Consider the following 23,766-nt stretch of genomic DNA (forward strand, 5'->3'; position numbering starts at 1 on the left):
GGCAATACGACGGCGGAGCCCGCCTTCAGGCGATCTTGCGCGGCTCGTCGCCCTTGCCGAATTCCGACACCGGCTGCGGCCGGCCGAACAGATAGCCCTGCGCCCGCTGGGCGCCGAGCAGTTGCACCGCCATGCGCTGCGCCTCGGTCTCGATGCCCTCGACGACGACGTTCATCGACAGGCGCCGGGCGAGCTGGCAGACCGCCTCGATCACTGCCTTGGAGGCTTCGTCGCTGTTGACGTCGCGGCTGAAGCTCTGGTCGATCTTCACCTGCGAGAACGGGTAGGTCGAGAGATAGGCGAGCGAGGAATAGCCCGTCCCGAAATCGTCGAGTGCGAACTTGACCCCGATCGCGCGCAGTTCGTTGATGACTTCGAGCGTCGTCTTGTTGTCCTCGATCAGCAGCGATTCTGTCACTTCGAGCGTCAGGCGGCCCGGCGCGAGATGAGCGAGGAGCAGCGCGTTCTTGACGGTCTCGACGATCCGGCGCGGCTCGCGGAACTGCAGCGGGGAGATGTTGACGGAGACGCCGATCCCTCCCGGCCATTTCGCCGCGTCGCGGCAGGCCTGGCGGATCGCCCAGTCGCCCATGCCGGCGATCAGTCCCGACTGCTCGGCGATCGGGATGAAGACGCCGGGCGGCACCATCCCGCGTGTCGGGTGCCGCCAACGCATCAGTGCCTCGCGCGTCACGATCTCCTGCGTGCGCAGGTCGATGATCGGCTGGTAGTAAAGCTCCAGCGCGCCCTCGGCGCTGGCCTGGCGCAGATCGACCTCGATTTCGTGGCGTTCGAGCATCTCCTCGGCCATGGTCGGGTCGAAGAAGGTCGCGGTGTTGCGGCCGGCCGCCTTGGCCTTGTAGAGCGCGGTGTCGGCATGGCGCAGCAGGTCGGCCGGGGTCGCACCATCCACCGGGGCGAGCGCGATGCCGATGCTGGCCGTGACGTAGACGGTCTTGGTATCCAGCTCGAAGGCGCGGTCCATCGCCTCGATCATGCGCTGCGCGATCATCCTGACCGTCGCGACATCGGTCGCCGGCAGGATCAGGACGAACTCGTCGCCGCCGAAGCGGGCAAGAAGGTCGTTGTGGCGGATCGCGCTCTTCAGCCGCGCCGCCGTCTGGACCAGCACCCGGTCGCCGATGTCGTGGCCGAGATTGTCGTTGACCTGCTTGAATCCGTCGAGATCGATATAGAGCAGCGCGAAGGTCTCTCCGGTCCGCTCCTGCCGGCTGAAAGCTTCGACGAGCTGTGTATTGAACTCGAAGCGATTGGCGAGCCCGGTGAGCTCGTCGAAGCGCGCCATCTGCTCGATCCGCGCCTCGGTCGCCTTCCGCTCGGTCGCATCCTCGGTCAGCATCAGCACGCCGCCTTCGGCCGCGGGCGCGATGGTGACGACGAGCATGCGGCCGTTACGCGACTGCAATTCGTAGACAGCCGCCTGCTGCGTCGCCTGGACGCCGTCGAGGGCCGCTTTGATGTCGCGGACCTGCTCCGGCGTCATCACCTGGCGCTCGACGAGGAAGCGCGCGATCGCGCTGATCGGCGTGCCCGGCAGGGCAAGCGTCTCGGGAATGCCGTAGAGGGCCGCATGCGGCGCGTTCGAGACTGCAAGATCGAGCTTGCGGTCGAACATCGCCAAGCCGTGGATCATCGTGTTGAGCGCGGCGTCGAGCGTCAGGTTCTGCGAGCGCAGTGCCGTGGCCAGCGCCTTGGACTGCTTGGTCGCGTCGCTCAGCGCCAGCAGGTTGCGGTGCAGCGAGTTGGTGATCGCGATATTGGCGACGACATAGAGGAAGGCGAAATAGCCGATGTACTGGTAGTAGGGATTGTGCGCCTGGATCAGGCCGACCGCCATCGGCACGCAGAAGGTGAGCAACTGGACGGCGACGAATTTCGGCCGTCCGGCATTGCGCGCGACATAGCCGGAGGCAAGCGCGATCGTCGACGATACCGAGGTGATGTGGGCGGCAGGGTCGTCCGTCCAGGCCAGCGCGGCATAGCAGCTGAAGCCGAGCACGGCGCTGAATACGGTCGCGCCGAAGAAATACTCCCGGTCCCAGCGCGTGGTCTGGGCGAGCGTGTCCTCGGAATGGTCGAGGCGGCGATAGCGGACCACGGTGATGATCCGCATGACGACGACCAGCGCGACGCAGATCGTCAGCGCCATGAACAGCTCGGCGCTCGTCGAGACCCAGCACAGGAAGGGCGTGAGAATGCCGGCGATGCCGCCGGGGATGATCGAGCCCGGCGATGAGAAGAGCGAGGAGACCAGCAGGCGATAATCGGCGAGATCGACCGCGCTCCGGCCGTCATGTCCGGCCGGCTGCTCTGCGATCGCTCTATCGGTGCTGGCGCTATGCAACCGGTTCGCCACTCCCGCCATCCACTCCTGCCTTGTGACGGTCACCGGAGAGGCGGGTGCACGACCCCTTCCTTTGCCGCATCATCTAACGGCTTTAAGAGGGAAAGGTAAAAGTTTCATGAGGGTTACGCGGCGGAGTCGCGCGATCGGCGCGAACGCCGGCCGCGCCGGGACTTTCGGCTGTCCGCTCAGGCGGCGCCGGCGCGGGCGAACGCCTCCTCGGGGCCGCGCTGATAAACGCGGGCCAGCATGCGGTCCTGCGTCTGGGCGATGCGCTGCAGCTTGGAGATCGCGCTCGGGTGCAGGCGCAGCATGCAGTCGGTCCAGAGCTGGCCGAGATATTCGAGCTCCTCGCGCAGATTGCCGGCGCGGCGGTTGAAGGCCGAGAACAGCGCGGTGCGGGCTGCGTGGATCGGCAGCGAGTCGGAGGCGTATTTGCGGATCCAGTCCTCGCCCGTGCCGGTCGGCACCACCGCTTCAAGCCCGCCAGCAGCCAGGAATTCGGCCGCGCTCATCTCCTCGCCCGATTGCAGCATGTGCTCGGCGGCCCGCGGGCCCATCCGGCGCGACAGGACGCCGACGGCGGTGATCGGGAAATGGTTGAACTTGATCTCGGGGTAGACGAACGAGGCCTGCTCCTCGGCGATCATGACGTTGCATGAGCGCGGCGCATCGATGCCGCCGCCGATCGCCTTGGCATGGATCGTCGACAGGGTCACGGCCATGCCGTTGAGGCCGCTGGCATTGCGCAGCGCGCCTTCGACCGAGAGCCGGGCATATTCCGCCAGGGCCGGGCGGTCGTTCTTGGCGAGGCAGTCGAGATAGAAGTCGAGGTCGCCGCCGAGGGTGAAGAACGGCCCGGTACCGCGGAAGGCGAGGAAGCGCACCGGCGCGTTGTGGTACTGCTCCGGCGCGCCCCAGAGATCGATGATCGCCTGCTGCACCTTGCCGAGGCTCTCGAGCAGCTGCAGCGTGAAGACCGGCTTCAGCTCCGGCTTGATGGTGACCCAGAGCAGGCGCAGCTCCTGCTCATAGGCGAGCTGGATTTCCGGCAGGAAGCCGGCGTGACGGCGGATCGTCTCGATCACCTCTCCGTCGGCGAGCTCGGCAGCGGCCTGGCCGCCGACCGTCGGTGCATAGCTCTGAAACATCGCGTCGTCTCCGCCTCGTTCCGCACCCCTCGACGCCGCCGAGGGTAGAGAAAGTTAATAATCTGTAAACGCAAACTGCCGGAAATGGTTAATTTCGTTAGGCTTTATTCGTTAATGCCGAAGTCGGCTTAGGGTCTGAAAACGCATCCATCGGTTGCCTCGCCGTTGCCGCTATCGTTGCCGTCGATGCACGCAATGGGCGTGCCAGCATAACACTCGTCGGTCAGGGTTGCCGAGATAATAAAAATTTTACCAATTGCAGCAGGGCCTTGCGGCTTCTGCCGGCGGGGCGGCGCAGCTTGTCGATCCGGCGGGCCGATGCGGCTGCAGGCCGCCTTGGGGCAGGGCTGTTTCATCCGGAGACCGGCGACGCCGCAGTTGTGCCGCAATCGACCGTGCAAGGAATGTTGTGCCGCCGTCCTGGTCTTGTCCGGGACGGGCTGAGCGGCTAACCATGAATCAACGCCCGCCGCCGCAGGGTTGCAGGCATTCCGACGAGCTGACGCCTTGAGCCGCCAGACCGAAGCCGAGGATGAGAGAAGGGCGCGCCTCGCCGCCGCCCTCCGCGAGAACCTGAAGCGCCGCAAGGCGCAGGCAAGGGCCCGGCGTGCCTCGGACACGGCGGCCGAGGACACGCTACCGCCCGCCCAGGCCGAACCTCCCCGGTCCTGATCCCCACCCTTTCCGGCCGGCGCCTCCCGCCGGCTGTCCTGCAGGACGAGCCCGATGGACCGTATCCGCATCACCGGCGGCCAGCGCCTCAATGGCGTGATCCCGATTTCCGGCGCGAAGAACGCAGCCCTGCCGCTGATGATCGCGAGCCTCCTCACCGACGAGACGCTGACGCTGACCAATGTCCCGCGGCTGTCCGACGTCAGCGCGCTCTCGCGCATCCTCTCCAATCAGGGCGTCGACCGCTCGGTCGCCGGCAAGCGCATCGGCCAGAGCGCCGAAACCGGCCAGACCGTTGCGTTGACCGCGCGCCAGATCGTCGACACCTGCGCGCCCTATGAACTGGTCTCGACCATGCGGGCGAGCTTCTGGGTGATCGCGCCGATCCTGGCCCGCATGGGCGAGGCCAAGGTCTCGCTGCCCGGCGGCTGCGCCATCGGCACGCGCCCGGTCGATCTTCTGCTGATGGCGCTGGAACGCCTCGGTGCCACCATCACCATCGAGGGCGGCTACGCGCTGGCACGCGCTCCGAAGGGGCTGAAGGGTGCCGAGATCGTCTTCCCGAAGGTCACGGTCGGCGGCACCCATACCGCGCTGATGGCCGCCGTCCTCGCCGACGGTACCACGGTGATCGAGAACGCGGCGCGCGAGCCCGAGGTGGTCGATCTCGCCGTTTGCCTGAACAAGATGGGCGCCAAGATCGAAGGCGCCGGCACCTCCACCATCACCATCCGCGGCGTCTCGCGCCTCGGCGGCGCGCATCATGCCGTGCTGCCGGACCGGATCGAGACCGGCACCTACGCCATGGCGGTGGCGATGACCGGCGGTGACGTCCTGCTCGAAGGCGCGCGCGCCGACCTGCTGCAGGCGGCGCTGGACGTGATGAGCCAGGCTGGCGTCGACGTCTCCGAGACCAATGAGGGCGTCCGCGTCCGCCGCAACGGCGCCGCGCTGGAGCCGGTCGACGTCACCACCGACCCGTTCCCGGGCTTCCCCACCGACCTCCAGGCCCAGCTCATGGCGCTGATGACCAGGGCCAAGGGCACCTCGCGCATCCGCGAGACCATCTTCGAGAACCGCTTCATGCATGTGCAGGAGCTTGCCCGTCTCGGTGCCAAAATCCGGCTCGACGGTGATGCTGCCTATGTCGATGGTGTCGAGAAGCTCACCGGCGCCCCGGTGATGGCGACCGATCTGCGCGCCTCGGTCTCGCTCGTGATCGGTGGCCTCGTCGCCGAGGGCGAGACGATGATCAACCGCGTCTACCATCTCGACCGCGGTTTCGAGGCGCTCGAGGCCAAGCTCAGCCGTTGCGGCGCCCAGGTCGAGCGCATCAGCGGTTGACGATAGGCGATGCCGCCGCCAGATAGGGCCGAGAGCATTTTCGAGCGAAGTGGACACCGGTTCGCGTGAAGAAAATGCGATGAGACAAGAGCTTCTATGTCCGACCCCGCCGCCGAGCCGCTGAAACTGATCGCCTTGGACGCCGACGATCTGTCGGTGATCTCGGCGCATCTGCAGGACGCGGTGCTGAAGCGCGGGGACATCGCCTATCGGCCCGCAGAGAAGCGTTTTGCCCTGGCGCTGCGTCGTTTCGACTGGGAAGGCGCGGCGCAAGGGCATAAGCGCCGGCGGCTCACTGCCCTCCATTTCGAACGCGTGACGGCGGCGCGCAGCAGCAAGGTTGCGGCTGGCGATGCGGTGCTCAGTCTGCTTGCCGTCACCTTCGCTGAGATCGACGGCCCTGCCGGGCAGGTGACCCTGCATTTCTCCGACGGCGCCGCCATCCGCCTCGATGTCGAGTGCATCGAGGCACAGATGAAGGATCTCGGTCCGATCTGGGAAGCCGTCGCGACGCCGGCCCACCCGGACGCCGGCTGAACCACACCTGCGGTCAGGATTGCCCCATGCCGATCAGGCTTGACGCACGCGATGCCGGTTTCGAGCGGGAGTTCTCTGCCCTGCTCGCGATGAAGCGCGAGGTTTCCGAGGATGTCGACCAGGTCGCGGCCGGGATCATCGCCGATGTCCGCGCCCGTGGCGATACGGCGCTGATCGACTATACCGAGCGCTTCGACAAGCTCTCCCTGACGCCGCAGACCCTGCGCGTCACGCAGGGCGAGATCGAGGCGGCGCAGTCGGCCTGCACGCGCGAGCAGCTTGCCGCGCTGGAGACGGCCCGCGCCCGGATCGAGGCTTATCACCTGCGTCAGAAGCCCGCCGATTCCTGGTCCCGCGATGCGCTTGGCGTCGAGAGCGGCTGGCGCTGGAGCGCGGTCGAGGCGGTCGGCCTCTATGTGCCGGGCGGCACGGCGAGCTATCCCTCCTCCGTGCTGATGAACGCGGTGCCGGCCAAGGTCGCTGGGGTCGAACGCCTCGTCATGGTCGCGCCGACTCCGCGCGGCGAGGGCAATCCGCTGGTGCTCGCCGCGGCGAAGCTCGCCGGCATCGATGAGATCTACAGGATCGGCGGAGCGCAGGCCGTGGCTGCGCTCGCCTATGGCACTGCGACGATCGCGCCGGTCGCCAAGATCGTCGGGCCCGGCAACGCCTATGTCGCCGCCGCCAAGCGCCGTGTCTTCGGCACGGTCGGCATCGACATGATTGCCGGCCCCTCCGAGGTGCTGGTCCTGGCCGATGCCGACGCCAATCCCGATTGGATCGCGGCCGACCTGCTCGCCCAGGCCGAGCACGACACTGCCGCCCAGTCGATCCTGATCACAGACGACGCCGCGTTGGCGGACGCGGTCGAGCGCGCGGTCGAAGGCCAGCTCCGCACCCTGCCGCGCGCCGGGATCGCGGGCGCAAGCTGGGGCGACTTCGGCGCGGTCATCCTGGTCGAGACGCTCGCCAGTGCGATCCCTCTGGTCGACCGGCTGGCGCCGGAGCATCTCGAGATCATCGCCGCCGATGCTGAAGGGCTGGCGGGGCGCATCCGCAATGCCGGTGCGATCTTCCTCGGTGGGCACACGCCCGAGGCGATTGGCGACTATGTCGGCGGCTCGAACCATGTCCTGCCGACAGCGCGCTCGGCCCGCTTCTCCTCCGGGCTCGGCGTCCTCGATTTCATGAAGCGCACCTCGCTGCTGAAATGCGATCCCGAGTCGTTGCGGGCGCTCGCCGGCGCCGCGACGGAGCTTGCTGAAGCCGAGGGCTTGCAGGCGCATGCGCGTTCCGTGACGATCCGACTCAACGACTGAAGCCGGGCCGCGATTCTGCGCCGGTATTCAGCTGGGCGGAGGGGACATGTCGGAACGCAACCATCTGGTCGCCGTCACGCTCGACGAAGCCTCGCTCGGGCGCAGCAGTGCCGACCAGGAGCATGAGCGGGCCGTCGCGATCTACGACCTGATCGAGCGCAACCACTTCGCTTTGCCGGATTTTGACGGCGGCCCCTATGCCGTCCACCTCGCTTTGGTGGAGCGCCGGCTCGCCTTCGAAGTGAAGAGTGCGGATGGTGCCCTGCTCGTCACCCACCACCTCTCGCTGACTCCGCTCAAACGCATCATTAAGGACTATCAGCTGGTCTGCGACAGTTATTACGCCGCCATCCGCACAGCCACGCCCTCGCAGATCGAGGCGATCGACATGGGACGCCGCGGATTGCATGATGAGGCGGCGGTTCTGCTGGTCGAACGGTTGTCGAACAAGGTCGAGATCGACAATGAGACGGCCCGTCGCCTGTTCACCCTGATCTACGCGCTGCACTGGAAGGGCTGAGCGCTTGGAGTTGCCCGTACCGCGCAAGCTCCAGAGCGTACTGTTCATGTGCGCCTACAACGCGGTGCGCTCGCCCATGGCGGAGGCGCTGGCCAAGCACTTCTTCGGCAAGTCGATCTATGTCCAGTCCGCCGCCGGCAAGCGCAAGGGCGAGCTCGACCCTTTTGCGCTGTCGGTCCTCGACGAGATCGGCATCGACGCGCATAAGCACAAGCCGAAGACGGTCGAGGAGCTGGAGGAATGGGAGGGGCTCAATTTCGACCTGATCGTCTCGCTTTCGCCGGAGGCGCACCACAAGGCGCTGGAACTCACCCGCACACTCGCCGCCGAGGTCGAGTACTGGCCGACCCCCGACCCGACCATCATCCAGGGCTCCCGCGACCAGGTGCTCGACGCCTATCGTGCTGTGCGTGACGGGCTGATGCAGCGGATCAAGGTGCGGCTGCGATCCTGAACCCTACTGGATCAGGACCGCGCCGCCGCAGCGCACGCCGCTGACCCAGCTGTCGGCCTGGCCCAGCCCTATCCCGAGCGTGTTGAGCAGGCTGGTCAGCACCTGGTCGAGCGGCGCCGCCGCGCCGGCGATGACGCCGGAGACGGCGCCGTCCAGGCCGGGTATGGGAAGGCCCAGCCCCAGCAGCTCGACGCGCAGGTCGAGATCCCCCACGAGCCGCGACAGCAGGCTCGCGACGAAGTTCTGGGTCGAGGTCGTCTTCTTGTCGGCTCGCTGGATTTCGGCATAGCTGAAGCTGACCGGGGTTTCGCTGGTGTTGCTGATCGTGACATGCGCCCGAGCCGTCACCTTGGCGAGCCCGAGCAGGTCGAGCACCGTTGCGGCCGGTGGATTCGGCCGAGTGCTGAAATTGCTGAACTCGGCATTGGAGACCTGCCCGATCCAGGCATCCATGACGGCCGGCGTCACGCCGAGCGTCACCCGCGAACTGGTGACGTCGCCGGCGCCGCAGGAGATCGCGGTCAGCCGGGCCGTCGCAGACGCCAGCTCCAGATAAAGCGGCAGCTTGACCAGCGAGGCCTGGCCGCTGCCGACGAGGGTGAGCGTGAGCAGCAGGCGTGTCTGGGCCGTGTGGACGCTCGCTCCGGCGCGGCCGACCCGGACGAGGCTGGTTCCGACCGGCCGTTCGCCGATGGCGAGCTTGAGCGAGACTGCGGCGAGGCCGGGTACGTTGACCGCGAGGCCGAGATCGAGCTGGCGCGAGCCATTGGCAATCTGGGCCGCAGCCGAGATCAGGTCGAGCGCCGCCAGCGAAGCCTTGAGCGGCACCTCTTCGCCCAGCTGCCGGCCACCGTAGATGCCGAACGAGACGAGGCTCTGCAGGTTGATGCGCTGGCTCGAGCTGCCGAGGGCGCTGGAGAGACGCCCCAGCGCCGCGATCGCATCGCTGCTGGCTCCCTGGTCGCGAGCCGCATCCTGGGCGGCCAGAACGATGTCGCCGATGCGGACATTGGCGCGCAGGGCTTCCTCGAAGGTCAAGGCGGAGATCGAGGCACGCGTCGCCAGCCGGCGGGTGAAGCCGAACAGGTCGATCCGCGCTCGCGCCAGTCCCTCATAGTCCATCACCGACAGCGACACGGTGGTGCCGAGCAGGCTGCCGAGCAGGCCGTTGAGGGCGCCGTTCTCAACGCGGAGCAGCCGCGAGCCAATGGCGAAGGCCGCTTGCGCATCCTGCGCGGCGATGGCCTGCGTCACGATGGCGACCTCGCCGCTCTCGCCGCCCAGGCTGGAGGCCAGGACGCGGCCGAGGATCAACGGCGTGGTCGCTCGCATCTCGACCCGGGCTGCGTTGGCAGCCGGCCCCGAGCCCTGCCGGAAGCGCGCCTCGGGTGTCAGTCGCGCATCGGGCGTATAGGTGCCGGTCTGGACTGTGCCGACGGCGCCGGCAGGAAAGCCGTTGCGGCTCGCACTGGCCCGGGCCGCGTTCGTGGCACGCTCGAGATCGGTTGCGGCGGCGAGCGCCGCGAGATCGGTCGCGGTCTGCTGCCGGCGCTTCTGGTAGAAGAGGCTCCCGACATCGACCGCCATCGTGCCGAACCCGAACAGGACCAGGGAGGTGCCGGCGAAGACGATGGTCGAGAGGCCGCGACGGTCGGCCAGGAACGTCCGGAACGAGCGGATCATGAGGGCCTCCTGTCCGGTCGGCTCGGTGATTGCATCAGTAGCCACCGCGCTGAACGACGGCGCGGCGCTCGACGACCGGCATCGGCAGCGCGACCATCGAGCTGAGCCGGTTGAAGACGCTGTCCGAGTAGTCATAGACGACCGTGACCTCGAAGCTTGGCGCCGGGGCGCCCAGCGCGGTCGTCCGGACTGTCAGCTTGCTCGGTTCGAGGAAAGCGTAGGAGCCGATGTTGCGGGTGATGAAGGAGCGGGCCAGCCGCTCGCGCTCGGCATCGTCGAGACCGGCTACGGAAGCCCGCGCTGCCTCCGCGGCAAGCTGCTGCACGCCGTGGTAGACTCCGAAGGCGTGGCCGTAGCCGATGATCCCGAACAGCAGCATCAGCAGGATGGGAGCGATGAAGGCGAACTCGACCGCCGTGCTGGCTGATTGGTCGGTTTCGAACGCAAGAGGATCGTGCCGCATGGCGTGCCGCCCGTTGTTTTAACAACTATAAGTTGTAGAGACGAGCAATTGACGAAACGTAAAAGTTGTACTTTTGACCCGTTCCAGATTGTGAAGGGCGCGCGGGGGCTTAACAGAAATTTAAGAGACGCGGATCAGGAACATTGTTGAAGGCAACGTTGCGTTAGCCATGCCGAGAGCCGAGCCGAGGATGAGCCTTGTCGCGTTATCGACCGCATCCCGTTTTCGGCTCCGGCAATGGCGTGACATCGGCCTGATCGCAGGTTTGGCGTTCTGCTCCGGCCTTCTGGCCCTTGCGAGCCTGCCCGGGCCTGTCGCGGGGGCGCCCGCCCCACTGGCTGCGATCTTCCCGCCCTGGATCTCCGGCGAGGAGGCGATGGCGCGCAGCCTGGCCTCCGGCGCCGGGATCCTGCGGCAGGGGACCGTCCCATTCGTCGTCGTTCTCGCGCCGGAGACATCAGCAAGGCCCGCCGGCGCCCTGCTGATGCTGCGCCTCGACGGCCTTGCCGGCTGCATCATCTCATCCGAGGCCCAAGCGAGTAGCCTATGACTTTGACTTTGCCCGGCCTGCGGGACCTAGTTGCGCGCTGCCTCATCGGCCTTGCTTTCATACATGTCCCGCTGCTCGCATTGGCGTCTCTGGCGCAGTCCGGCGACGGGCTGATCCCTGCACTCGGTGCGCTGATGCTCGCGCTCGCGGCCCTGATCGTCTATCGCAGTGTCGGCGCGACGCTGCTGGCGCAGAGCGTGATCGCGATCGCCCTGATCGGCCAGGTCTCGATCCTGGTCGCCGTCTTCTCCGGGCACCCCTGGCAGCCCGACATGCACATGTATTACTTCGCGGTGCTGGCGCTGCTCGCCGGCTTCTGCGACTGGCGGCCGATCATCCTGGGCGCCGCGCTCACGGCGGCGCACCATCTGGTGCTGCAATTCGTCCTGCCCGCCGCCGTCTTCTATCAGGGCGGCAATCTGCTGCGGGTTATGCTGCACGCCGTCATCGTGGTGGTCGAGACGGCGTTCCTCGCGGTGATCGCGGTGATGACCGCCCGCATCTTCGCGCAGACCGAGGCCAATCTGCGCCGCGCCGAAGAGGTTGCGGAGCGCGAGCGTCTGGCAAGCGAACGCGAACGGGCCCTCGCCGACGATGCGGAGGCGCGCGCCCAGCGCCTGCGCGCGATGGTCGAGAGCTTCCGCGACGAGATGGACGGCGCCATGGCGGTCCTCGACAAGGCGTCGGAGGCGATGCAGGTCGATGCCCGCGGGCTCACCGGCGCGTCCGACCGGGCCCGCCAGCAGATCGCGCTGGTCTCGCGCAGCTCGACCGAGATGACGACCAGCATCGAGCAGACCGCGGCGGCCAGCCAGGAGCTCGCCTCTTCGATCGCCGAGATCGGTCGCAATGTGTCGCAGACCGCCGACAGCTCGCAATCGGCAGCGAAGCTGGCACGCGCCGCCAGCACCGAGATCGAGGCGCTGGCGCATACTGGCGAAAGCGTCGGCGCCGTGGTCGAGATCATCCGCGGCATCGCGGCGCAGACCAGCATGCTGGCGTTGAACGCGACGATCGAGGCGGCCCGCGCCGGCGCCATGGGCAAGGGCTTTGCCGTCGTCGCCAGCGAGGTGAAGACGCTCTCGTCGCAGACGGCGACAGCGACCGCGGAAGTCGCGCGCTCGATCGAGGCGATCCAGACTGCCTCGCAACGCTCGCTCAAGTCGATCCGCGAGATCGTCGCGGCGATCGGCGAGGTCGAGACTGTCTCGGTCGCGATCGCCTATGCGGTCGGCGAGCAGGATCGCGCCACGGCGGAGATCGCGAAGGAAGTCCAGATCTCCTCCGACGGCGCCAGCCGCAGCGCCCAGACCCTGCAGAGCTTCGAGATGGTGACCGAGCGCACCTACGCCGCCGCCGGCAGCCTGCAGAGCTCCTCCAACGATCTGGCTTCGCAGGCGCAGCGCATCCGACGCGAGGTCGCCGAGTTCTGCGAGCGTGTCGCCGCCGCCTGATTACCAGGCTCGGCCGGGGCCGGTCGCACCGAGCTTCAGCCAATCTCCGAGCGTCGCCGCGATGTCGGCGAAGCTCTCGCGGCGGCCTAGCAACCCGGGCGGCACATCAGGCCCAAAGGCCAGGATCGGCACGTGCTCGCGTGTATGGTCGGATCCTGGCCAGCTCGGGTCGTTGCCATGGTCGGCGGTGATGACGGCGAGGTCGCCCGGCCGGAGCAAGGCCTCGATCTTGGGCAGATCGCGATCGAAGGCTTCCAGCGCTGCCGCATAGCCGGGAATGTCGCGGCGATGGCCATATTCGGTGTCGAAGTCGACGAGGTTGACGAAGCAGAAGCCGCCATCCGGCAGCTGCTCGAACGCTTCCAGTGCGGCCGCGAACATGGCGGCGTTGCCGAAAGGCTTGATCTCCTCGCCGGTGTTCCGGTGGGCGAAGATGTCGCCGATCTTGCCGATGGTGACCACGGATCGACCTTTGGCCACGAGCCGGTCGAGAATGGTCTCGTCCGGCGGCGGGATGGCGAAGTCCTTGCGATTGCCGGTTCGGGTGAAGCCGGTCTCGATCGTGCCGACAAAGGGGCGGGCGATGACGCGGCCGATCCTCAGCGGGTCGACCAGGACACGGACCTTTTTGCAGAGAGCGTAAAGCCGCTCCAGGCCGAAATGCTCTTCATGCGCCGCGATCTGCAGCACCGAGTCGACCGAGGTGTAGCAGATCGGCTTGCCGGTCCGGATATGTTCCTCGGCCAGTTCGTCGATCACTGCCGTACCTGAGGCATGCTTGTTGCCGAGGATGCCGGGCAGGGCCCCTTCGCGGATGATCGCCGCGATGAGATCGGGCGGGAAGGTGTTCTCCAGCGCGGTGAAATAGCCCCATTTGAACGGCACCGGGCAGCCGGCAATCTCCCAGTGGCCGGAGGGAGTGTCCTTGCCCTGACTGACCTCGACGCCATAGCCATACCGCCCTTGCGGAGCGTTGGGTCGTATCACGCCGGCGAGCGGCCTGCCGGTCGAAGCCTCGCAGGCATGGCTGAGGCCGAGGCGGGCGAGATTGGGGATATCAAGCGGCCCGCGGCGCAGGCCTTCGCGATCGCCGCGCCCCTCGGCGCAGGCTTCGGCGATGTGGCCGAGCGTATCGGAGCCCGCATCGCCATAGGCGGCCGCATCCTGCGCGCCGCCGCAGCCGACGGAATCGAGCACGATCAGGATGGCGCGTGCCATCAGTCGCGCACCGCAGCGCTGTTCGCCGACTCGATGTTGAGGGCGGCGGCGAGCAGCGCCTGGGTATAGGCCTCGCGCGGGCGCTGGAAGATCTCCTCCGCCGGCCCTTCCTCGACGATCTTGCCGTTCTGCATCACCACCACCCGGTGCGACAGCGCCCTGACCACCTTGAGGTCGTGGCTGATGAAGAGATAGCCGAGCTTGCGCCTGGCCTGCAGCCCGCGCAGCAGCTCGACGATCTGCGCCTGCACGGACATGTCGAGCGCCGAGGTCGGTTCGTCCAGCACGACGAATTTCGGGTCGAGCGCCATGGCGCGGGCGATGGCGATGCGCTGGCGCTGGCCTCCGGAGAATTCGTGCGGATAGCGGTCCATGGTTGCAGGATCCAGACCCACATCGGCGAGCGCCTGCGCCACGATCTCGCGCTGGCGCTGATAGCTCAGCTCCTTCTGCTGGACGGTCAGACCTTCCGCGACGATGTCGGCGACCGACATGCGCGGCGAGAGCGAGCCATAGGGATCCTGGAAGACGACCTGCAGATCCTTGCGCTTGGGCCTGACAGCCTTGCTCTTCAGCCCGTCGATGCGGTCACCGAGGAAGACAATCGGCCCCTCAGACGAGATCAGCCTGAGGATGGCGAGGCCGAGTGTGGTCTTGCCGGACCCGGATTCGCCGACGATGCCGAGCGTCTCGCCCTCACGCACCTTGACCGAGATGCCATCGACCGCCTTCACATGGCTGGTCGTGCGCCGCAGCAGCCCGGTCTTGATCGGGAACCAGACTTTGACCGGGCCGGCTTCCAGCAGGATAGGCGCGCCGTCGGGGACGGGCTCCGGCCGGCCCTTCGGCTCGGCGGCGAGCAGGCGCTGGGTATAGGCATGCTGGGGATTGCCGAAGATCTCCGATACCGGCCCGTGCTCGACGATCTTGCCCTTCAGCATGACGCAGACCCGGTCCGCGATGCGCCGGACGATGCCGAGATCGTGGGTGATGAACAGGATCGCCATGCCGAGACGCGCTTGCAGCTCCTTCAGCAGCGTCAGGATCTGCGCCTGCACGGTGACGTCAAGCGCCGTCGTCGGCTCGTCGGCGATCAGGAGGTCGGGCTCGTTGGCGAGCGCCCTCGCGATCATCACGCGCTGGCGCTGGCCACCGGAGAGCTGGTGCGGATAGGCGTCGAGCCGGCTCGACGCATCGCGGATGCCGACAAGGGTGAGCAGTTCGAGCGTTCGGGCGCGCGCCTTCTCGCCGCGCAGGCCCTTGTGCAGTTCGAGAATCTCGCCGATCTGCCGCGCGATGGTTTGCAGCGGGTTGAGCGAGGTCATCGGCTCCTGGAACACCATGGTGATGTCGTTGCCGCGGACCTTGCGCATGGCGTCCTCGTCGGCCGCGATCAGGTCCTGGCCGTTGAACAGCACCTTGCCGGAGGGATGGTGCGCAGCCGGATAGTTCAGCAGCTTCAGGATCGACAGCGCCGAGACCGACTTTCCCGAGCCGGATTCGCCGACGAGCGCCAGCGTCTCGCCCTTGGCGATCGCGAACGAGACCTTGTCGACCGCGAGCGTTTCCTGCCCGCCCTGGCGGAAGGCGACGGAAAGGTTCTGGACGGAGAGGAGGGGGGCGGTCACGCGAAGGTCTTCCTCGGGTCGAAGGCGTCGCGCACCGCCTCGCCGATGAAGATCAGCAGCGACAGCATCAGCGCGATCACGAAAAAGCCGGAGAGGCCGAGCCAGGGCGCCTGCAGGTTCGCCTTGCCCTGCGCCAGCAACTCTCCGAGCGAGGGCGAGCCAGGTGGCAGGCCAAAGCCGAGGAAGTCGAGCGAGGTCAGCGTGGTGATCGAGCCGTTGAGGATGAAGGGCAGGAAGGTCAGCGTCGCCACCATGGCATTGGGGAGCAGGTGCTTGACCATGATCGCCCGGTTGGAGAGGCCGAGCGCGCGCGCGGCGCGGACATATTCGAAGTTGCGTGCTCGCAGGAACTCGGCGCGCACCACGCCGACCAGCGCCACCCAGGAGAACAAGAGGAGGATGCCGAGCAGCACGAAGAAGCTCGGCGTGATGATCGCCGCGACGATGATCAGAAGGTAGAGCGCGGGAATGGAGGTCCAGATCTCGATGACGCGCTGGAAGATCAGGTCGGTCCAGCCGCCGAAATAGCCCTGGATCGCCCCGGCGGCGATGCCGATCACCGAGGAGATCGAGGCCAGGATCAATCCGAACAGCACGGAGATGCGAAAGCCGTAGATCAGCCGCGCCACGACGTCGCGGCCCTGGTCGTCGGTGCCGAGCCAGTTCCATTCGAGCTCGCGGCAGGTCATGCCGCCGGTTCGCTCCGCGATCGGCCGGCATTGCTCGTCCTTGAGCATCCAGGTCGGTGGGGCAGGGGCGGGCACCGGCAGGTCGAGATTATGCGTGCGGTAGGAGTAGCGGATCGGCGGCCAGATCGCCCAGCCATTCGCTGCGATCTCCTTGGCGATGGTCGGGTCGCGGTAGTCGGTGGTGGCGAGGAAGCCGCCAAACTTCTCCTCGGGATAGTTGACCGCGACCGGGAACAGCGTCTCGCCCTTGTAGCGGACGATCAGCGGGCGGTCGTTGGCGATGAACTCGGCAAAGAGCGAGAGCATAAACAGCGCCAGGAAGATCCAGAACGACCACCAGCCACGCTTGTTGGCCTTGAAGCTGTCGAGCCGGCGCCGGTTGATCGGCGAGAGCTTGAGCCAGCCCTGCTTCATCTGCGGGGGAGCCGCAGCGGGCTCGGCCGAGCGCAGGGTCGGAGGCGGAGCGTCGAGAAGTGTGTCGCTCATGCTCACGCCTCCCGCGATTCGAAGTCGATGCGCGGGTCGACCCAGGCATAGGTCAGGTCGGTGATCAGGTGCACGAGAAGGCCGATCAGCGAGAAGATGTAGAGATTGGCGAAGACGACGGGGTAGTCGCGATTGACGATCGCCTCGAAGGAGAGGAGGCCGAGGCCGTCGAGCGAGAAGATCGTCTCGATCAAGAGCGAGCCGGCGAAGAGCGCATGTACGAAGGCGCCGGGGAAGCCGGCGATCACGATCAGCATGGCGTTGCGGAAGACATGGCCATAGAGCACGCCGCGCTCCGACAGGCCCTTCATCCGCGCCGTCAGCACATATTGCTTCCGGATCTCGTCGAGGAAGGAGTTCTTGGTGAGCAGCGTCGAGGTCGCGAAGGCGCCCAGCGCCATCGCCAGCACCGGCAAGGCGATATGCCAGAAATAGTCGCCGATCTTTCCTAACAGGCTGAGCTGGGCCCAGTTCTCCGAGGTCAGGCCGCGCAAGGGGAATATCTGCCAGAACGAGCCGCCGGCGAAGAGCACGATCAAGAGGATCGCGAACAGGAAGCTCGGAATCGCATAGCCGATGATCACGACCGCGCTTGTCCAGGTGTCGAAGCGCGAGCCGTCCTTGACCGCCTTGCGGATGCCGAGCGGGATCGAGATCGCATAGGAGAGCAGGGTCATCCACAGGCCGAGCGTGATCGAGACCGGCAGCTTCTCCTTGATCAGCTGCAGCACAGGGGCGTCGCGGAAATAGCTGCGGCCGAAATCGAAGGTGGCATAGTCCTTCAGCATCTTGAAGAAGCGCTCATGCGCCGGCTTGTCGAAGCCGAACTGCTTCTCCAGCTCCTTGATGAAGGCGGGGTCGAGTCCCTGCGCGCCGCGATAGGCCGCGCCTGAATCCATCGCCTGCGCCCCGGCATCTCCGCCGGAGCCACCGCCGACGCGCTCGGCCGCGCCGCTGTTGGGATTATTGAGCTGTGAGATGATCCGCTCGACCGGGCCGCCCGGCGCGAACTGCACGATGACGAAGGAGATCAGCAGGATGCCGAACAGGGTCGGCACCATCAGCGCCAGACGCCGGGCGATGTAGTTCAGCATTCCAGCTTATGCCTTCCCGATCCGCTTGGCTTTCTCGGGATCGTACCACCAGGTGCCCGGCGCGCCGGAGCTGAATTTCGGCTTGGTCTGCGGGCGCTCATACATGTCCCAATAGGCCAGCCACTCGCTGGCGTTCCACCACATCGGGATCCAGTAGCGCCCGGCCCGCAGCAGCCGGTCGAGGCATTTGGCTGCCACCACCACTTCGGCATAGCTGTCGGCCTTGCCGATCGTCTCGATCATCGCGTCGATCGCCGGGTCGGCGATCCCCCCGACATTGCGCGAGCCGCGCGTCTTCGCCGCCTCCGAGCCGTAGACGACGCGCATCGTGTCGCTCGGGATCGAGCTGCCGCTCATCGCCCGGCTGATCACGTCGAAGTCGAACTCGTCGAGCCGGCGCTGGTACTGAGCGCCGTCGACGATGCGCGAGGTCGCGTTGATGCCGAGCCGCTTGAGATTGGCCTGGAAGGGCTGGGTATGCGGCTGCAGCGAGGGTGTCGAATCGAGGAACTCGATCTCGAAGGGCTGGCCGTTCGGCAGTTTCAGCACATTGCCGTCGCGCTTGCAGCCGGCTGCACGCAACATCTCGTCGGCGCGGCGGAGCAAGGCGCGGTCGCTGCCCGAACCATCCGACACCGGCGGCAGGAAGGGGTCGCCGAAGACCTCGTCCGGCACCTTGCCGCGGAACGGCTCAAGCAGCTTCAGCTCCTCCGGCGAAGGCTTGCCGACCGCCTTCGAATCCGAGTTCTCGAAATAGGAGGTCGCCCGCGAGAAGGACGAGAACATGATGTTCTTGTTGGTCCACTCGAAGTCGAAGGCGAGGCCGAGCGCCTCGCGGATGCGCGGATCGGCGAATTTCTCGCGGCGCAGATTGTAGATCCAGCCCTGCGAGCCGATCGGCTCGGTCTTCGGCAAGGCCTCCTTCTTGACCTTGCCCTCGTGGATGGCGGGGAAGTCGTAGCCCGTTGCCCAGATGCGCGAGGTGAACTCCTCCTGGAAGGTGATCACGCCGCTCTTGAAGGCCTCGAACGCGACCTGGCGGTCGCGGAAATACTCCCAGCGAACGCGGTCGAAATTGTTCTGGCCGACATTCACCGGCAGATCCTTGGCCCAGTAGTCCGGCACCCGGTCGAACTCGATGAAGCGGCCCTGCTCGAACTTGCCGACCTTGTAGGCACCCGAGCCGAGCGGCGGCTCCAGTGTCGAGGCCTCGAAATTGCGGGTCGACCAGAATTTCTCCGAGAACACCGGCAGGCCGGCGACGACGAGGTGCAGGTCGCGGCTGCGCTTCGGCGAGAGCTTCACCACGAGGATGTCGTCGCTTTCGGCGACCGCTGACTCCATCTCGCCGAGGATCAGCCGATAGGTCGGATGGCCCTTGCTCTTGAGCAGGTTGAAGGAGAAGGCGGCGTCGCCGGCGGTGACGCGCGAGCCGTCATGGAATTTCGCCTCCGGCCGCAGACGGAAGCGATAGGTCAGCTTGTCCTGGGAGACCACGACGCTCCTCGCGATCAAGCCGTAGAGCGAGCCTGGTTCGTCGCCTGAGCCGGCCATCAGGCTGTCGAAGCAGGCATCCATGCCGGCCGCGCCGTCGCCCTGCAGCACATAGGTGTTCAGCGTGTTGAAGGTGTCGAAGCTCTGATTGCCGCCGGCACGCTTGATCTGGATGGTGATCGAGCCGCCTTTCGGCGCTTTCGGGTTCACATAGGCGAAGTGCGGGAAGTCAGCGGGCAGCGCCAGCTCGCCGAAGGTCGAGAGGCCATGGACCTCGTTTTCCTGTGCCAGCGCCGTCGTGAGCGAGGCCGGCAGTGCGGCCGCGCCTGCGAGCGCGCCGCCGGCTTCGAGCAGCCTGCGGCGAGTGATCCGGATCGCCATGCGATACCCCTTGCGATTCGTCGTCCGATTATGTCGTGGCGCTGGGACAATGCCAGCGTTGCTCACATTCGTCGCGATGGTGACGGCAATTGCATGGCGCCGACAAGCAAAAGCCGGGCTTTCGGCCCGGCTCATGACGTCACATCGGCGCGAGAAGCGCTGCCAAATCAGGGCTTCGGCAGCGGCTTCGGCGAATCGGCGAGGCTGTTGAGATAGGCGACCACGTCGGCGCGGCTCTCAGGCCGGGCGATGCCGGCGAAAGCCATGGCGGTGCCGGGGACGTAGGCCTTCGGGTTCTTCAGGAAATGGTCGAGCGCGTCGGCGTCCCAGTTCTTGTCGTTGCGGCCCTTCATCGCGGCCGAATAGCCGAAGCCGGCGACCGAGCCCTCGCTGCGGCCATAGACGTCGTAGAGATGCGGCCCGACCTTGTTGGCGCCGCCCTTCTCGAAGGTGTGGCAGGCCTTGCAGGCGCCGACAGCCTTCTCGCCCTTGGCGACGTCGGCCTTGGCGAGGCGGACCGCGATCGGCTCCTCGACCGCAGCCGCCGGGGCGCCCGCGCCACCCGCTGCCGCCGGCTCGAGGCTCGGCAGGTCATAGCCCGGGACAGCCGGCTTCTTCGGGGCGAAGACGATGCCGGCGCCCATGTTCAGGGCCATCACGACGAGCAGGGTCGACAGACCCGCGCCAGCGATCTTGTTCAGTTCGATATTCATCGTCTCTCACAACCCCCGGCCCGCCCGTCGGCGGAGCAAGACAGCGCTGCGGCCGGACCCTTGCGGGAGCCGGCACGTCTGCGCTGCTTAACCGCTTTGCGCGCTGCATTGCAACTCGTATAAGCACGCACCGCTTTGAGACCTTTTGCCGCCCTGCGAGCTTTCCCCAGCCAATGCCCAATCCGCTGATCCTGATCCCGGCCCGCATGCAGGCGACGCGCCTGCCGGGCAAGCCGCTCGCCGACATCCTGGGCGAGCCGATGATCGTCCGCGTCTGGCGCCGCGCCATCGAGGCTGGTGTCGGCGATGTCGTGGTCGCAACCGACGACGAGCGCATCCTCGCGGCGATCGAACAGGCCGGCGGACGTGCGGTGATGACCAGCCCCGCGCACCAGACCGGCTCCGACCGGATCAAGGAAGCCGCCGACATCGTCGATCCCAAGGGCGAGCACGACATCATCGTCAACGTCCAGGGCGATTTCCCCACCTTGGCGCCGACCGCGATCGCGGCTGCGGTCGAGCCGCTCGCCGATCCGGCAGTCGACATCGCGACGCTGGCTGGCGAGATCACCGAAGACGAGGAGAAGACCGCCCCGAGCGTGGTCAAGCTGATCGGCAGCGAGATCTCTCCCGGTCGGATGCGGGCGCTCTATTTTACCAGAGCGACCGCCCCTTATGGCGATGGCCCGCTCTACCATCATGTCGGCCTTTACGCCTATCGCCGCCGTGCGCTCGACCGTTTCGTCTCGCTGCCGCAGTCGCCGCTCGAACTGCGCGAGAAGCTCGAGCAGTTGCGGGCGCTCGAGGACGGAATGCGCATCGATGCGATGATCATCGATCACGTCCCGCGCGGCGTCGATACGCCCCCCGATCTGGACCGCGCCCGCGCGTTCCTTCAATCCCGCGCCTGAGCCTGAAAGACCTCAAATGTCAGTCGTCGTTTCCTATCAGGGTGAGCCCGGAGCCTTCTCCTCGCAGGCCGCCCTCCAGGTCTTTCCGGATTGCGAGCTCCTGCCGTGCCGGACCTTCGAGGACGCGCTCGCCGCGGTCTCGGACGGCGCCGCCCGCTACGGCATGATCCCGATCGACAACTCGATCGCCGGCCGTGTCGCCGACATCCATCATCTGCTGCCGCGCTCGGGGCTGCACATCATCGGCGAGCATTTCCTGCCGATCCGCTTTCATCTGATGGCGGTCGAGGGCGCGACGCTCGGCACGCTGAAGACGGTGCAGAGCCACATCCACGCGCTCGGCCAGTGCCGCAAGATCATCCGCAAGCTCGGCCTCAAGGCCGAGGTCGCGGCCGACACCGCCGGCTCCGCCCGCCAGGTGGCCGAGGCGGGCGATCCGACGCGTGCCGCGATCGCGCCGCACATCGCCGCCGAGGTCTACGGCCTCAACATCCTGATGGAGGACATCGAGGACGAGAAGCACAACACCACGCGCTTCGTCGTACTCTCGAAATATCCGGAATTCGCCCGCCAGGGCGCCGGCAAGACGGTGACGACGCTGATCTTCCAGGTCCGCAACCTGCCGGCGGCGCTCTACAAGGCGCTCGGCGGCTTCGCCACCAACGGCGTCAACATGACCAAGCTCGAGAGCTACATGGTCGACGGCCATTTCTCGGCGACGATGTTCTACAGCGATGTCGAGGGCCATCCGGACGACCCGGCGCTGAAGCGGGCGCTCGACGAACTCGCCTTCTTCTCCAAGGAGATGAAGATTTTGGGTGTCTACCCCGCCCACGAATTCCGCGACAGCTTCCCCGAGCCGGGGGAGTGAAGCATTTCCTTCTCCCCTCGGGGGAGAAGGTCCCGGCAGGGGGATGAGGGCGGTACGACCGGGTGAGACGAGAGAAGGGTAGCGCCTATCCTTCCCTCATCCGTCTCGGCTTCGCCGAGCCACCTTCTCCCCCGAGGGGAAAAGGGTGGTCCGGTGTCTCACCAGGGGCGCGGCCCCTCCATCGTCGAGACATGGGCCGAGACCACTTTCCAGCCCAGATCCGGGAAGCGCACCCAGGTCTGGCTCTGGCGGCCGATGATCTCGCGAGCGCGTACTTTGAACTCCAGGTTCACCGTGGCGAGGTCGCGCCCGAGCGTCAGGATCTCCAGGCGGATCCGCTTCTCCTTGATGCCGGGGCCCGGCGGGCGGGCGAGGCGGTGGGCGTGGATCTCGTCGAAGCCGTAGCCGTTCTCGCCCAGCGCGTAGCGGATCGTGTAGGGGCTGTTCCAGAAGGAGGCGTCGAGCACGTCGACCTCCTTGTCGATCAGCGCCTGCTCGTAGCGCTCGAACAGGGCGCTGATCTCGGCGACGACATCGGGCAGGTTTGGGGTCAGGTCGGTCACGGGAGGGCCTCCATAGCTTGGGCGACGGCGATCAGGCTGGCGTCGGTGTCGCGCCCGCCGATGATGGAAAGACCGACCGGCGCACCGTCCACCATGGCGCCGGGCAGGTTGAGCTGGGGCGAGCCGGTCAGGCCGCCCTGGGCGCAGAGGCAGGTGATGCGGTCGCGCAAGGGCTGCAGCTCCGGCGTCGGCAGGCCGCGCAGCGGCGCCGTGAAGGGCGTCGTCGGCAGGCAGAGGATCGTGCCTGCCGGCAGGAGATGGCGCAGCCGCGCCCGTGCCTCCTCGCGCATCAGCGCGGCCCAGTTGCGCTCGCCCGAGGGAATCTGCGAGCCGGCGATCAGGCCGGCGGCGACGCTGAAGGCCATGCGCGGATTGTGCCGCTCGATCCAGGGCCTGAAGGTCTGCCAGGCCTCGAACGGCTGCAGGCTGCGCTGCGCCCGTGCCCAGACCGAGAGCCCCTGCGGCGCCATGATCTCCTCGCGGGCCGGGCCGACGATCCGCTCCAGCTTCCGGACTATCGGCTGCAGGGCAGCGGCGACCTCGGGATCGGCGAAGCCGAAGGCATCGACTGCGATCAGGAGCCGGGTCGGCAGCGGGCCCGGCGCTTCGCCGAGCAGCACGGTGCCGGCCTTGGCGAAGGTCCCGGCATCGCGCGCGAACCAGCCCGCGGTGTCCGAGCTCGGCGCCTGCGGCATCAGCCCGGTGAGATCGAGCCGGCCATGTGTCGGCCGGAGGCCATAGAGCCCGCAGAAGCTCGACGGGACACGAACGGAGCCGCCGGTGTCGGTGCCGAGCGCGATGTCGCAGAGCCCGGCGGCGACAGCCGCCGCCGAACCCGAGGAGGAACCGCCGGGTACGCGCCCAGGTGCGGCGCTGTTGAGCGGCGTGCCGTCGAAGGCGTTCTCGCCGAGGATGCCGAGCGAAACCTCGTCGGTGATGGTCTTGCCCACGAAGTCCGCGCCGGCATCCAGCAAGGTCTGCACCGCCCAGGCATGGCGCGTCGGGATGGGATTGGCCTTGGCCCAGTCATGGTTGCCGCCGCCGGTCGGCAGGCCGGCGACATCGAACAGGTCCTTGACGGCGAAGCTCAGTCCCGAGAGCGGTCCGCCCGGGCGGCCGGCGATATGGGCGCGCGGCCCGGGAACGAAGGCGCTGACCGGGTCCGTCATCCGGGGCTCCGCAAAGGCATGGTCATCAGGGTGGACC

General features: G+C 67.0%; 21 protein-coding genes. 9 read left to right on the forward strand and 12 right to left on the reverse strand.

Annotated elements, in window-relative coordinates; translation table 11 throughout:
* Nucleotides 1-25: 25 nt before the first annotated feature.
* Entirely contained in the window at nt 26-2,377 is a 2,352-nt protein-coding gene (locus VGV58_RS05555) for a putative bifunctional diguanylate cyclase/phosphodiesterase (protein ID WP_326872975.1), read from the reverse strand.
* Nucleotides 2,378-2,553: 176 nt separating this feature from the next.
* Nucleotides 2,554-3,516, reverse strand: coding sequence for an enoyl-CoA hydratase-related protein (locus VGV58_RS05560; RefSeq protein ID WP_326872976.1), 963 nt, complete (start codon nt 3,514-3,516; stop codon nt 2,554-2,556).
* Between the two features lie 726 nt (nt 3,517-4,242).
* Between VGV58_RS05560 and murA the strand changes: the two genes are divergently transcribed.
* The 5 genes from murA (at nt 4,243) to VGV58_RS05585 (ending at nt 8,362) form a co-directional block, all read left to right on the forward strand.
* Nucleotides 4,243-5,532 (forward strand): UDP-N-acetylglucosamine 1-carboxyvinyltransferase, encoded by a 1,290-nt coding sequence (gene murA / locus VGV58_RS05565; RefSeq protein WP_326872977.1) that lies wholly within the window; start codon nt 4,243-4,245, stop codon nt 5,530-5,532.
* Between the two features lie 96 nt (nt 5,533-5,628).
* Entirely contained in the window at nt 5,629-6,069 is a 441-nt protein-coding gene (locus tag VGV58_RS05570; RefSeq protein WP_326872978.1) for a DUF2948 family protein, read from the forward strand.
* Nucleotides 6,070-6,095: 26 nt separating this feature from the next.
* Entirely contained in the window at nt 6,096-7,388 is a 1,293-nt protein-coding gene (gene hisD, locus VGV58_RS05575) for a histidinol dehydrogenase (RefSeq protein WP_326872979.1), read from the forward strand.
* Nucleotides 7,389-7,434: 46 nt separating this feature from the next.
* A complete protein-coding gene (locus VGV58_RS05580) occupies nt 7,435-7,908 on the forward strand; it encodes a UPF0262 family protein (protein WP_326872980.1) in 474 nt (157 codons plus the stop codon).
* A 46-nt stretch (nt 7,909-7,954) separates the two neighbouring features.
* Entirely contained in the window at nt 7,955-8,362 is a 408-nt protein-coding gene (locus tag VGV58_RS05585; protein WP_326873570.1) for an arsenate reductase/protein-tyrosine-phosphatase family protein, read from the forward strand.
* A 3-nt stretch (nt 8,363-8,365) separates the two neighbouring features.
* Here the strand turns inward: VGV58_RS05585 and VGV58_RS05590 are convergent, their stop codons facing one another.
* On the reverse strand, nt 8,366-10,045 hold the full coding sequence (locus VGV58_RS05590) for a pilus assembly protein TadG-related protein (protein ID WP_326872981.1): 1,680 nt from the start codon (nt 10,043-10,045) through the stop codon (nt 8,366-8,368).
* A gap of 34 nt (nt 10,046-10,079) precedes the next feature.
* Nucleotides 10,080-10,508 (reverse strand): TadE/TadG family type IV pilus assembly protein, encoded by a 429-nt coding sequence (locus tag VGV58_RS05595; RefSeq protein ID WP_326872982.1) that lies wholly within the window; start codon nt 10,506-10,508, stop codon nt 10,080-10,082.
* Nucleotides 10,509-10,698: 190 nt separating this feature from the next.
* On the opposite strand from VGV58_RS05595, the gene VGV58_RS05600 reads away from it, so the two are divergent.
* Nucleotides 10,699-11,058 carry a hypothetical protein gene (locus VGV58_RS05600; RefSeq protein WP_326872983.1) on the forward strand — a complete coding sequence of 120 codons (360 nt, stop codon included), beginning with the start codon at nt 10,699-10,701 and terminating at the stop codon, nt 11,056-11,058.
* Nucleotides 11,055-12,512 (forward strand): methyl-accepting chemotaxis protein, encoded by a 1,458-nt coding sequence (locus VGV58_RS05605; protein WP_326872984.1) that lies wholly within the window; start codon nt 11,055-11,057, stop codon nt 12,510-12,512. Before VGV58_RS05600 ends, VGV58_RS05605 begins: the two co-directional genes overlap by 4 nt.
* On the opposite strand, the gene VGV58_RS05610 is transcribed toward VGV58_RS05605, so the two are convergent.
* The 6 genes from VGV58_RS05610 to VGV58_RS05635 all read right to left on the reverse strand — a co-directional run bounded on the left by VGV58_RS05610 (nt 12,513) and on the right by VGV58_RS05635 (nt 20,215).
* Nucleotides 12,513-13,730, reverse strand: coding sequence for a phosphopentomutase (locus VGV58_RS05610; RefSeq protein ID WP_326872985.1), 1,218 nt, complete (start codon nt 13,728-13,730; stop codon nt 12,513-12,515).
* A complete protein-coding gene (locus VGV58_RS05615; RefSeq protein WP_326872986.1) occupies nt 13,730-15,358 on the reverse strand; it encodes an ABC transporter ATP-binding protein in 1,629 nt (542 codons plus the stop codon). Before VGV58_RS05615 ends, VGV58_RS05610 begins: the two co-directional genes overlap by 1 nt.
* Complete coding sequence (locus VGV58_RS05620; RefSeq protein ID WP_326872987.1) at nt 15,355-16,533, reverse strand: ABC transporter permease; 1,179 nt, start codon at nt 16,531-16,533, stop codon at nt 15,355-15,357. Before VGV58_RS05620 ends, VGV58_RS05615 begins: the two co-directional genes overlap by 4 nt.
* A gap of 2 nt (nt 16,534-16,535) precedes the next feature.
* Entirely contained in the window at nt 16,536-17,627 is a 1,092-nt protein-coding gene (locus VGV58_RS05625) for a microcin C ABC transporter permease YejB (RefSeq protein ID WP_326872988.1), read from the reverse strand.
* A 6-nt stretch (nt 17,628-17,633) separates the two neighbouring features.
* Entirely contained in the window at nt 17,634-19,502 is a 1,869-nt protein-coding gene (locus VGV58_RS05630; RefSeq protein WP_326872989.1) for an extracellular solute-binding protein, read from the reverse strand.
* A gap of 167 nt (nt 19,503-19,669) precedes the next feature.
* Nucleotides 19,670-20,215 carry a c-type cytochrome gene (locus VGV58_RS05635; RefSeq protein WP_326872990.1) on the reverse strand — a complete coding sequence of 182 codons (546 nt, stop codon included), beginning with the start codon at nt 20,213-20,215 and terminating at the stop codon, nt 19,670-19,672.
* 173 nt (nt 20,216-20,388) lie between these two features.
* On the opposite strand from VGV58_RS05635, the gene VGV58_RS05640 reads away from it, so the two are divergent.
* Together VGV58_RS05640 and VGV58_RS05645 are read left to right on the forward strand one after the other, a co-directional pair.
* Nucleotides 20,389-21,126, forward strand: coding sequence for a 3-deoxy-manno-octulosonate cytidylyltransferase (locus VGV58_RS05640; RefSeq protein WP_326872991.1), 738 nt, complete (start codon nt 20,389-20,391; stop codon nt 21,124-21,126).
* A gap of 16 nt (nt 21,127-21,142) precedes the next feature.
* Nucleotides 21,143-21,997, forward strand: a complete 855-nt coding sequence (locus VGV58_RS05645; protein ID WP_326872992.1) for a prephenate dehydratase — start codon at nt 21,143-21,145, stop codon at nt 21,995-21,997.
* Between the two features lie 158 nt (nt 21,998-22,155).
* On the opposite strand, the gene hpxZ is transcribed toward VGV58_RS05645, so the two are convergent.
* On the reverse strand, nt 22,156-22,560 hold the full coding sequence (gene hpxZ, locus VGV58_RS05650; RefSeq protein ID WP_326872993.1) for an oxalurate catabolism protein HpxZ: 405 nt from the start codon (nt 22,558-22,560) through the stop codon (nt 22,156-22,158).
* Nucleotides 22,557-23,729, reverse strand: a complete 1,173-nt coding sequence (locus tag VGV58_RS05655) for an amidase (protein ID WP_326872994.1) — start codon at nt 23,727-23,729, stop codon at nt 22,557-22,559. The genes hpxZ and VGV58_RS05655 overlap by 4 nt, the downstream gene beginning before the upstream one ends.
* Nucleotides 23,730-23,766: the final 37 nt, after the last annotated feature.

Source organism: Allobosea sp. (assembly GCF_035944895.1).
In the GTDB taxonomy this organism is placed as follows: Bacteria; Pseudomonadota; Alphaproteobacteria; order Rhizobiales; family Beijerinckiaceae; genus Allobosea.